A 9,633-nucleotide genomic window follows, 5' to 3' on the forward strand; every position below is an offset into this window, starting at 1 on the left:
CCCCCGGCCGATCCGGCCGGTCCGCTCCGGTTGGCGGCACCGCCGGCGCACCACGCGCCGGCGGTGCCGCCCGTCACGACGACGGTCCGTGGCAGAGTGACGGGGTGACCCTTCCCGCCGCCAGCCGGACGCTGCGCCCGCCGGCCGGCTACCGGCTGGCCGCCTCGGTCCGGGCCCTCACCTTCAGCCCGTACGACCCGTGCGCCCGGATCGCCGCCGGCAGCTTCTGGTGGGCCACCCGGACCCCCGCCGGGCCGGCCACCCTCGCCCTGCGCCCGTCCGGCGGCGAGCTCGTCGCCGAGGGGTACGGCCCGGGGGCCGACTGGGTGGTGGATCGGGCGGACGCGGTGGCCGGGCTGCGCGACGACCTGACCGGGTTCGCCGAGCTGGCCGCCGCGCACCCGGTGGTGGCCCGGCTGGCCGCCCAGCACCGGGGGCTGCGGATGCCGGCCACCGGCCAGATCTTCCCCCGGCTGCTCCGGGCCGTCTTCGAGCAGAAGGTGACCGGCAAGGAGGCGTACCGGGCCTACGCGGCGACCGTCCGGCATTTCCGCGCGGCGGCGCCGGGCCCGTTGCAGCCGCTGCTGCTGCCGCCCGAGCCGGCCGCGGGGGCGGCCACCCCGTACTGGGTCTTCCACCCGTTCGGCGTCGAGCAGCGGCGGGCCGAGACGCTGCGCCGGGCGGCCGCCGTCGCCGACCGGCTGGAGCGGTGCGCGGACGCCGAGGAGGCCACCCGCCGGCTCACCGCCATCGCCGGCATCGGCCCGTGGACCGCCGCCGAGGTGGTCCGGATCGCGTACGGCGACCCGGACGCGGTCAGCGTCGGCGACTACCACATCCCGAACACGGTGGCCTGGGCGCTGGCCGGCGAACCGCGCGGGGACGACGCCCGGATGCTGGCCCTGCTGGAGCCGTTCCGCGGCCACCGGGGGCGGGTCTGCCTGCTGCTGGAGGCGGCCGGGATCCAGGCGCCGAAGTACGGCCCCCGCGCCCCGATCCGCTCCTTCGCCCGCTTCTGACCTACCCTCTCCTCCCCCAAGCCCGGGGTCAGGAGCGGGTGCAGAGGCGGCGGAGGGTACGGCCGAGCCACCAGGCGTACCCGTGCTGGAAGGTCCGGCCGACCGGCCCCGCGGCGCGCATGTACCAGCGGTCCGGGCGGCTGAAGGCGGACCTCGAACCAGACCGCATCGGAGTCGTCCCTGGTGACCACGAACGCCTCCTCGCCGCGGGCGGGGTGGCCGGGCAGCGTGCCGTACCCGAAACCGGCTTGGCGGTCGTCGTCGGCGGCCCACACCACTGCGCAGGGCGCGGCGAGCCGCAGCGGGCCGACGCCCAGCCGGGAGACCACCCGGACGCCCGGTGCGGCGCGCGGCGTGTCGGCGTCGATCCGGATGCCGGCCGCCCGGTGCAGCCGCCAGCTGAGGACGGCCTGACCGGCGGCGGCGAACGATCCCACCGGCAGCCGGACCCGGTGCCGGACGTGCCGCCAGCGGGTGGGCAGCTGACCCTCGCGGGTGGCACCCACGTCCGGGTAGGTCAGCTCCGGCACGGTACGCACCCCCACGGTCGAGTCCGGACCCGGTCAGCCTACGGCCGCTGCCGGCGGCCCGCCCGGCTCCCGGAGACCGGGATGTGGTGGGCTGGGCCGGTGACCGAGCAGGCCATCATCGCTCCCGCCGAGGCACGGGACGCCGGCGAGATCCTCACCGTGCAGCGCGCCGCCTACCTGGCCGAAGCGCAGCGCTACGCCGACCCGTTCCTGCCGCCGCTGACCGAGACCCTCGACGAGGTACGCGCGGTGCTGGCCGGCCCGACGATCGTGCTGGTCGCCCGGCTCGGGACCCGGCTCGTCGGCTCGGTACGCGCGCGGATCGACGGCGGCACCGCCCACGTGGCACGGCTCTCCGTGGTGCCGGACCAGCAGGGCCGGGGCATCGGTGGCCGGCTGCTCACCGCCGTGGAGGCCGCCTGCCCGGGCCAGGTCGGCCGGTTCACGCTCTTCACCGGGCTCGACAGCGACGAGAACCTGCGGCTGTACCGGCGGCACGGCTACGTCCTCGTCGGGCCCCATCCCATGGAGCAGGGTCCCGATCTGGTGGACCTGGTGAAGACGGTGGTCAGACCTGCGCGCAGCGGCGCTTGAGCCCGTCGGCCTCCATCCGCAGGTAACGGCGGAGCGCCCGGCCGCCGAGCAGCCCGGTGACCGCCGTCAGCGGGCCGGTCTGGACCGCCACCAGTTCGACCCGGACCCGACCGTCGGGCAGCGGCGTCAGCCGGTGCTCGCCCCGGCTGTGCACGCCCGGGCCGTCGGACTCCCAGGCGAAGAAGCGGGGCGGGTCGATCTCGGTGACCCGCCACACGGCCGGGCGCAGCCAGGGCTGCTCCAGCCGGGCGCTGGAACCGAGCGTGAACGGCCCGGACTCCAGCCGCCGGGCGGACCGCACCGAGGCGGTCCATTCCGGCCAGCGCTCGATGTCGGTCTGCACCGCCCAGACCTGGTCGATGTCGGCGGCGACCTCAGTGACCTCGACAAACCGCATGGGTCGTCCCCTCCCCCGTGCCCGACGGGTTCAGGCTACGCGCGGGATCGACGCCGGGTGATCCCGCGCCGTGTCGGGTTTCAGGCGGCCTCGTGCAGGTCGGCCAGGCCGATCCGGGTACGGCGGCGCAGGAGTTCCTCCAGCTCGGCCACCGAGGAGACCTCCCCGATGACGTTGCTGCCGCCGCCGAACTCGGCGCGGTAGCGGTGCACCAGGCGGTAGCGGTACCGGCCCCGGATCAGTTCCACACTCACCCGCCAGCGCCCGCAGCAGCCGCACACCCACTCCCGCATCGGCGAAAGGTAGCTCTGACCTGCGGTTTCATCATCCGGTCGAGGGGTGACGAACGGGGCCGAGCGGGGACACGCCGCCCGACACCGGCGGTGATCTGCCTCACGACTGTCGGTGCCGTCTGATTGACTGGTCGCCGTGGACCTGCCGATCAAGCCGCCGGTCGAGCCCATGCTCGCCAAGAGCGTGCCCCAACTGCCCACCGCCCCCGGCATGACCTATGAGCCGAAGTGGGACGGCTTCCGCTGCATCATCTTCCGCGACGGCGACGAGGTCGAGCTGGCCAGCCGGGGCGGCAAGACGATGACCCGCTACTTCCCCGAGGTGGTCGAGCAGGCGCGGCGGCAGCTTCCGCCCCGGTGCGCCGTCGACGGTGAGCTGATCGTGATCCGTCGGGACGGTCCCGGCGGCCAGCCCCGGCTCGACTTCGAGCTGCTCGCCCAGCGCATCCACCCCGCCGCCTCCCGGGTGAAGATGCTCGCCGAGACCACCCCGGCCGACTTCGTCGCCTTCGACCTGCTCGCCATCGACGACGAGGCGCTGCTCGACCAGCCGTACCCGGAGCGCCGGGCCCGGCTGGAGAAGGCGCTGGCGAAGGTCCGTCCGCCGGTGCACGTCACCCAGATCACCACCGACCCGGAGGCGGCCCGGCGCTGGTTCGAGGTCTTCGAGGGCGCCGGGCTGGACGGCCTGATCGTCAAGTCGGCCGACCTGCCGTACGAGCCGGGCAAGCGGCTGATGTTCAAGGTGAAGCACGCGCGCACCGCCGACGTGGTGGTGGCCGGCTTCCGCTGGCACAAGTCCGGCCCGGTGGTCGGCTCCCTGCTGCTCGGCCTCTACGACGACGCGGGGGTCCTGCACCACATCGGGGTCAGCTCGTCGTTCACCGCGGCTCGCCGTAAGGAGCTGCTGGCGGAGCTGGAGCCGTACCGCGACGTGGGCGGCGACCACCCGTGGGTGCACGGCGACCACGAGCGCGGCCAGCGCCTCCCCGGCGGGGTGAGCCGGTGGACCGGCACGCGGAACCTGGAGTGGGAGCCGCTGCGCCCGGAACTGGTGGCCGAGGTGGGGTACGACGCGATGGAGGGCGACCGGCTGCGGCACACCGCCCAGTTCGTCCGGTGGCGGCCCGACCGGGATCCCCGCTCCTGCCGCTACGACCAGCTCGAGCGTCCGATCCGCTACGACGTCGACCAGGTGCTGCGCGGCGACCCGGCGGCGACCGCCGGCAGCGCACCGGGCCCGGCGTAGCCTGACCGTCGACCCGATCACGGAAGGCTCGCACGTGACCCGCTTCTCCGACCGGCTCCGCCGCATCCGTCCCACCGTGGCCGGGTTCGCCGCGGCGCTGGTGGTGACCGCCGGCTGCACGCTGCCGGCGTTCGCGCCGCGAACCGAGACCGAGGGCGAGGCGGCCGCGCCGGGCACCGCGCCGACCTGGCGGGCCTGCCCGGAGGTCCCCGACGACCTGGTCGGCCGGGGCGCCCCCGGCATGCGGTACGACTGCGCCCGGATCGCCGTACCGCGCAACTGGGGCAACGGCGTCACCAGCGGGGCCACCGCCGGGCCGGGCAGCGGGGAGACCTTCCAGATCTCCCTGATCCGGGCCCGTTCGACGAAGCAGCACGACCGGATCGGCTCGCTGGTGATCAACCCGGGCGGCCCGGGTGCCTCCGGTGTGGACACCGCCGTCTACCTCTCCTTCGGCCCGGCGTTCGGCGGGCTGCCCGCCGAGATCACGGACCGCTTCGACATCGTCGGCTTCGACCCGCGCGGGGTGTCCCGGTCCAGCCCGGTGAAGTGCATCTCCGACGCCGACCTGGACGCCAGCTTCGGCTACGACCCCGACCCGGCCAGCCAGGCGTCGTTCGACGGGTTCGTCGCGCTGAACCGCAAGGTTGGCAAGGGCTGCGGCGACAAGTACGGCGACCAGCTCCCGCTGTACGGCACCGAGCAGGCGGCCCGGGACATGGACGCGGTGCGGGCCGCGGTCGGCGACGAGAAGCTCACCTACCTGGGCTACTCGTACGGCACCCTGCTCGGCGCGACCTACGCCCAGCTCTACCCGCAGCGGGTGCGGGCTTTGGTGCTCGACGGTGCCGTGGACCCGCAGCAGAAGCTGATCGCCGGCTCGGAGAGCCAGGCGAAGGGCTTCGAGCGGGCGTTCAACAACTTTGCCCAGTGGTGCGCGGCCAACGCGGGACGCTGCCCGATCGCGCCGGACGCCCGGGCGGCGGTCACCACGGCGATCGACAAGGCGAGGGTCTCCCCGGTACGCGGCGCGAACGGCCGGGAGGCCACCTCCGGCTGGGTCTTCTACGCGATCATCTCCTCGCTCTACACCGAGTCCGGGTGGCAGGAGCTGGCCCGGGCGATCGAGCGGCTGCAGGGCGGCGACCCGACCGAGGTGTTCAAGCTCGCCGACGCGTACGCGGGCCGCGAGGACGACGGGCACTACTCGAACCTCTTTGACGCCAATCTCGCGGTCAACTGCGCCGACGAATCGGAGAAGCCGACCCGGGAGCAGATCCGCCAGCTCCAGTCCCAGTGGCGGGAGAAGTACCCGCTGTTCGGCCCGTCCCTGGCGGTGGGGATGCTCGGCTGCGTGGAGTGGCCCGGCCAGCGGGACCCGTACCCGACCGGCAAGGCGGTCGGCGCGCCGCCGATCGTGGTGGTCGGCACCACCGGCGACCCGGCCACGCCGTACGAGCAGACCGCGGCGCTGGCCTCGATGCTGGGCGTCGGCCGGGTGCTGACCTGGGAGGGCGAGGGGCACACCGCCTACCCGCAGACGGCCTGCGTCACCGCCGCCGTCGACGCCTACCTGATCTCGCTGACCGTTCCCAGAGAGGGGCTGCGCTGCCCGGCGCGTTGAGCGGCTGGCGGGGCTCCGGTTCCGGCACGTCGATGCCCTGCTGGGCGGCCATCTCCTCCAGCAGGGCGCGCAGCCGGCGTGGCCGTACCCGACGGTGGAGGCCGTGACCACCGCCCACCAGACCGAGTCGGCGGCGGTCTTGTGCTCAAAGTGGCTGTAGAGGACGCCCGCCACCACGATCATCAGCAGGTACGACGTGATGAGCGTCCGCGGGGAGTTGGCGAACCAGACGAGACCTCGGTAGATCCAGCGGAACGGCAGAAGCAGGAGGTCCATGGCGCACATGCTGCCCGGTACCGGCAACCGACGCCCGCACATCGACCCGCGCCGCTGTGCCAGGCTGCTGGCGTGACCGATGTGATCTTCCGGGAAGCCGTCCGGGCCGATTTGCCCGGCATCATTGCCCTGCTCGCCGACGACGTGCTCGGCAAGGCCCGTGACTTCACCGAGGTCGACGAGGCGTACGAGAAGGCGTTCGCGGACATCACGGCGGACCCGCGCAACCACCTGATCGTCGCCGACGCCGACGGTGAACTGGTCGGCTGCATGCAGATCACGTACATTCCCGGCCTGGGCCGGCACGGCGCGGAGCGTTCGCTGATCGAGTCGGTCCGGGTCCGCTCCGACCTGCGGGGCCGTGGGCTCGGGCGGGACATGATGACCTGGGCCATCGACCGGGCCCGGGAGCGGGGCTGCGCGCTGGTGCAGCTCACCACCGACAAGAGCCGCGCCGACGCGCATCGCTTCTACCGCAACCTCGGCTTCGTGGCCAGCCACGAGGGGATGAAGCTGGCGCTCTGACGCGTCCCCGGCCGGGCGGCCGGCGGCGATACCGCCCGGCTCGACCGCGCCGCCCCTCCCCCGCCGCGGGGAGCCGGATCCCCGCCGGGCGGGATGGCCGCCGTCGGCCACCGAGCCAGGCTGAACGGGCAGCCGAGGAACCCGGGGGATCCGCCATGACGACCGTCACCGTACCGACCAGTCCGGCCGTGCACCCGCGCGACGGACGGCCCGCGCCCCGCTGGGCGATCCGCGCCGCCGATCTCATCCCGCTGGTCACCCTGCCGTCCGGGCTGTGGCGGATCGCCCTGGTCGCCGGCGTGCCGGTGGGCGCGTTCGAACACGGCGAACCCGTGCACACCGCCGGCTGGCAGAGCGTCTACATCGTCTCGCTGAGCGTCGTCTCCGAGGCGTTCGCGTTGCTCGCGCTGGGCCTCGTCCAGCCGTGGGGCGAGGTCTTCCCGCGCTGGCTGCCGTGGATCGGCGGCCGGCGGGTGCCGCCGCTGTTCGCCGAGGCCGCGGCCACCGCCGGCGGCGTCGCGGTCACCCTGATCTGGGGGTACGCCGCCTGGGGCGTGCTCGTCAACGGCAACGACCTGGGCTTCTCGCCGGCCGGCTTCGCGCTGCTGGTGACCTGCTACACCCCGCTGCTGCTCTGGGGCCCGCTGCTCCTCGCCGTCACCGCCGCCTACCACCACCGCCGCTGCCGCGACTGACCATGGCCGCCGCGGTGGCCCAGTGCCACACACCGACCAGCGCCGGCCGCGCTCGGCTGCCGGTCGGTGGTCCCGGCCCCGTCGTCAGTCGTGGACCAGGTGACCGTCCCGCAGCGTCAGGGTGCGGTCGGCCATCTCGATCAGGGCCAGGTCGTGGGTCGCGACGAGCGCGGTCATCCCGCGCGCGTGCACCACCGCCCGCAGCAGGTCCATGATGGACCGGCCGGTCTCCGAGTCCAGCTGGCCGGTCGGCTCGTCGGCGATCAGCAGGTCCGGCTCGTTGGCCAGGGCCCGGGCCACCGCCACCCGTTGCTGCTGACCGCCGGAGAGCTCGTACGGGCGCTGCGCGGCGTGCGCGCCCAGCCCGACCAGCTCCAGCAGCACCGCCACCCGCTCCTCCCGCTCGGCGGCCGGCACGCGGGCCAGCCGCAGCGGCACCCCGACGTTCTCGGCGGCGGAGAGGATCGGGACCAGCCCGAAGGTCTGGAAGACGAAGCCGACCGTCCCCCGGCGCAGTCGCAGCAGCTCCCGCTCGCCGGCGGCGGTCACGTCGTGCCCGGCCACCCGCACCCGGCCGGAGTCCGGGCGGTCCAGCCCGCCGACCAGGTTGAGCAGCGTGGTCTTGCCGGCGCCCGAGCGGCCGCGCACGGCGACCAGCTCGCCCCGGCCGGCGGAGAAGGAGACGTTCCGGACCGCGTGCACCGCGTGCTCACCCCGGCCGAAGGTGCGGCTCACCCCCTCGACCCGGACCACCTCGTCGGTGGTCGCGACGCGCACCCGCGCCGGGGACAGCTGCTCGCTCATGCGTCACTCCGTTCGGCGTGCGTCCGGTCACCGGGCCGCACCTCGACGTGGTCGGGTTCCAGGTTGAGCCGTACCCGGTCGCGCAGGGACAGGGCGTCGACGAAGGACGCCGGCAGCTGCATCCGGCCGGTCCGGTCGAGCACCGCGTACTCCTCGCTGATTAGCTCGGTGCTGCCGTCGGCGGCCACCCGGGCGGTACGGCGTACCTCGGAGGAGGTCCGGCCGTCGCGGATGGCGACGGTCCGGCGGACCTGGCCGGCCACGGCGTGGTCGTGGGTCACCACGACGATGGTCACGCCCAGTTCGGCGTTGATCGTGCGCAGCGCGGCGAAGACCTCGGCGCCGGTCGCCTCGTCCAGCTCGCCGGTCGGCTCGTCGGCGAAGAGCACCTCCGGGTCGTTGGCCACCGCCACCGCGACCGCGCAGCGCTGCTGCTCGCCGCCGCTCATCTGCCCGGGCCGGCGGTCGGCGCAGTAGCCGACGCCGACCAGGTCGAGCAGCTCGCGCGCCCGCTCCCGGCGGGCCCGGCGGGACCGCCCACCGGCGAGCCGCATCGGCAGCTCCACGTTCTCCAGCGCGGTCAGGTACGGCAGCAGGTTCCGGCCGGTCTGCTGCCAGACGAAGCCGACCACCTGCCGGCGGTAGCTGAGCCGGCGCCGGTTCGACAGGGCGAGCAGGTCGTACTCGGCGACCCGGGCGATGCCGGCGGTCGGGGTGTCCAGGCCGGAGAGGATGTTCAGCAGGGTCGACTTCCCGGAGCCGGAGGCCCCCACGATCGCCACCAGCTCGCCCCGGTCGATGACCAGGTCGAGCCCCTGCAGGGCGACCACCTCCACCCCCTCGGTCTTGAAGATGCGGACCAGGCCGTCGCAGACGATGTGCCCGCGCAGCCGGTCCTGGCCGCCGGCCCGCTCCGCGGCGCGCTGCGCGGCCCGCTGCTGGAGGGCGGCCAGATCCGGCACGACGGACGCCTCGGCGGTGGCTGTCATCTCAGCTCTCCTCTCCGAGCCGGAGCACCTCGCCGAGGCGCATCCGGCGGTTGTTCAGGGCCTCGACGGTGATCGCGAAGCCGAGGGCCAGCACGGCCAGCCCGAGCACGCCGGCCACCAGGCCGGGTTCGAAGCGCACCCGCACCGCCGCGCCACCGGTGAACGCGGGCAGCCCCAGCACCGGGGTGAGCAGCACCGGCAGCAGCGCGCCCACCACGGCCCCGGTGAGCACCGACACCAGCACCAGCGGGGTCAGCTCGACCAGCAGCAGCCCCCGCCACTGCCGGCGGGACAGTCCCATGGTGCGCAGCCGGGACAGCACCTGGCCCCGGCTGCGCGCCCCGGCCAGCACCGCGAACGCGAGGGCGAGCAGCCCCAGCACCCCGCCACCGACCGCGCCGATGGTGAAGCCGAAGACGAGCAGGCCGTTCACGCCGCTGCCGCCGAGTTCCGCCCGGACCGCGGCCCAGGTGCGTACCTCCGGCGGCCGGGGCCGCTCCCCGCCGATGCCCGCACCGCCGCGCTGGTAGCGGCGCTGCCCCTCCTCGGCCACCCGGCCCACCGCCGCCGCGTCGACCCGGTCGCCGGCCAGCGCCCAGGCCACCGTGTTCGGGATGTGGTAGTCGCCGACGCTGACC

At 74.7% G+C, this 9,633-nt stretch carries 11 protein-coding genes and 2 pseudogenes; 6 read left to right on the forward strand and 7 right to left on the reverse strand.

The annotated features are described in order from the left end of the window. Positions 1–104 precede the first annotated feature (104 nt). The gene (locus DKL51_RS06250) at positions 105–1,019 is read left to right on the forward strand and encodes a DNA-3-methyladenine glycosylase family protein (protein ID WP_124811827.1); all 915 of its coding nucleotides are present in this window, start codon (positions 105–107) and stop codon (positions 1,017–1,019) included. Between the two features lie 28 nt (positions 1,020–1,047). Here DKL51_RS06250 and DKL51_RS36165 read toward each other — a convergent pair. Further along, positions 1,048–1,564: pseudogene (locus DKL51_RS36165) on the reverse strand (DUF1990 domain-containing protein). Positions 1,565–1,648: 84 nt separating this feature from the next. Here DKL51_RS36165 and DKL51_RS06260 point away from each other — a divergent pair. Further along, positions 1,649–2,143 (forward strand): GNAT family N-acetyltransferase, encoded by a 495-nt coding sequence (locus DKL51_RS06260; RefSeq protein WP_185734724.1) that lies wholly within the window; start codon positions 1,649–1,651, stop codon positions 2,141–2,143. Here DKL51_RS06260 and DKL51_RS06265 read toward each other — a convergent pair. Next, positions 2,118–2,540, reverse strand: coding sequence for an SRPBCC family protein (locus DKL51_RS06265; protein ID WP_124811829.1), 423 nt, complete (start codon positions 2,538–2,540; stop codon positions 2,118–2,120). The genes DKL51_RS06260 and DKL51_RS06265 overlap by 26 nt on opposite strands. An 80-nt stretch (positions 2,541–2,620) precedes the next feature. Continuing rightward, a complete protein-coding gene (locus tag DKL51_RS06270; RefSeq protein ID WP_109942666.1) occupies positions 2,621–2,833 on the reverse strand; it encodes a hypothetical protein in 213 nt (70 codons plus the stop codon). A 136-nt stretch (positions 2,834–2,969) separates the two neighbouring features. On the opposite strand from DKL51_RS06270, the gene DKL51_RS06275 reads away from it, so the two are divergent. Both DKL51_RS06275 and DKL51_RS06280 read left to right on the forward strand, forming a co-directional pair. Further along, positions 2,970–4,082 (forward strand): ATP-dependent DNA ligase, encoded by a 1,113-nt coding sequence (locus DKL51_RS06275; RefSeq protein ID WP_124811830.1) that lies wholly within the window; start codon positions 2,970–2,972, stop codon positions 4,080–4,082. 64 nt (positions 4,083–4,146) lie between these two features. Beyond that, positions 4,147–5,706: an alpha/beta hydrolase gene (locus tag DKL51_RS06280; RefSeq protein WP_260428391.1), complete on the forward strand. Its 1,560-nt coding sequence runs from the start codon at positions 4,147–4,149 to the stop codon at positions 5,704–5,706. A 129-nt stretch (positions 5,707–5,835) separates the two neighbouring features. Here DKL51_RS06280 and DKL51_RS36870 read toward each other — a convergent pair. After that, a pseudogene (locus DKL51_RS36870) lies at positions 5,836–6,024 on the reverse strand (hypothetical protein); the annotation flags it as partial. Between the two features lie 30 nt (positions 6,025–6,054). On the opposite strand from DKL51_RS36870, the gene DKL51_RS06290 reads away from it, so the two are divergent. Further along, positions 6,055–6,507, forward strand: coding sequence for a GNAT family N-acetyltransferase (locus tag DKL51_RS06290; RefSeq protein WP_124811832.1), 453 nt, complete (start codon positions 6,055–6,057; stop codon positions 6,505–6,507). 155 nt (positions 6,508–6,662) lie between these two features. Further along, a complete protein-coding gene (locus DKL51_RS06295) occupies positions 6,663–7,202 on the forward strand; it encodes a hypothetical protein (protein WP_124811833.1) in 540 nt (179 codons plus the stop codon). A gap of 84 nt (positions 7,203–7,286) precedes the next feature. Here the strand turns inward: DKL51_RS06295 and DKL51_RS06300 are convergent, their stop codons facing one another. From DKL51_RS06300 to DKL51_RS06310, 3 genes are all read right to left on the reverse strand, one after another. After that, on the reverse strand, positions 7,287–8,006 hold the full coding sequence (locus tag DKL51_RS06300) for an ABC transporter ATP-binding protein (protein ID WP_124811834.1): 720 nt from the start codon (positions 8,004–8,006) through the stop codon (positions 7,287–7,289). After that, a complete protein-coding gene (locus DKL51_RS06305) occupies positions 8,003–8,995 on the reverse strand; it encodes an ABC transporter ATP-binding protein (protein WP_109942672.1) in 993 nt (330 codons plus the stop codon). The genes DKL51_RS06300 and DKL51_RS06305 overlap by 4 nt, the downstream gene beginning before the upstream one ends. Position 8,996: 1 nt before the next feature. Further along, positions 8,997–9,633: FtsX-like permease family protein (locus DKL51_RS06310; protein ID WP_124811835.1), on the reverse strand; the 637-nt coding region annotated here is incomplete at its 5' end.

The organism is Micromonospora globispora, assembly GCF_003857015.1.
In the GTDB taxonomy this organism is placed as follows: Bacteria; Actinomycetota; Actinomycetes; order Mycobacteriales; family Micromonosporaceae; genus Micromonospora; species Micromonospora globispora.

Excerpts from the sequence above, each read along its gene's own strand:
- DKL51_RS06265 (WP_124811829.1), bottom strand. The coding sequence starts at position 2,540 with ATGCGGTTTGTCGAGGTCACTGAGGTCGCCGCCGACATCGACCAGGTC.
- DKL51_RS06270 (WP_109942666.1), bottom strand. The coding sequence starts at position 2,833 with ATGCGGGAGTGGGTGTGCGGCTGCTGCGGGCGCTGGCGGGTGAGTGTG.
- DKL51_RS06295 (WP_124811833.1), top strand. The coding sequence starts at position 6,663 with ATGACGACCGTCACCGTACCGACCAGTCCGGCCGTGCACCCGCGCGAC.
- DKL51_RS06300 (WP_124811834.1), bottom strand. The coding sequence starts at position 8,006 with ATGAGCGAGCAGCTGTCCCCGGCGCGGGTGCGCGTCGCGACCACCGAC.
- DKL51_RS06305 (WP_109942672.1), bottom strand. The coding sequence starts at position 8,995 with ATGACAGCCACCGCCGAGGCGTCCGTCGTGCCGGATCTGGCCGCCCTC.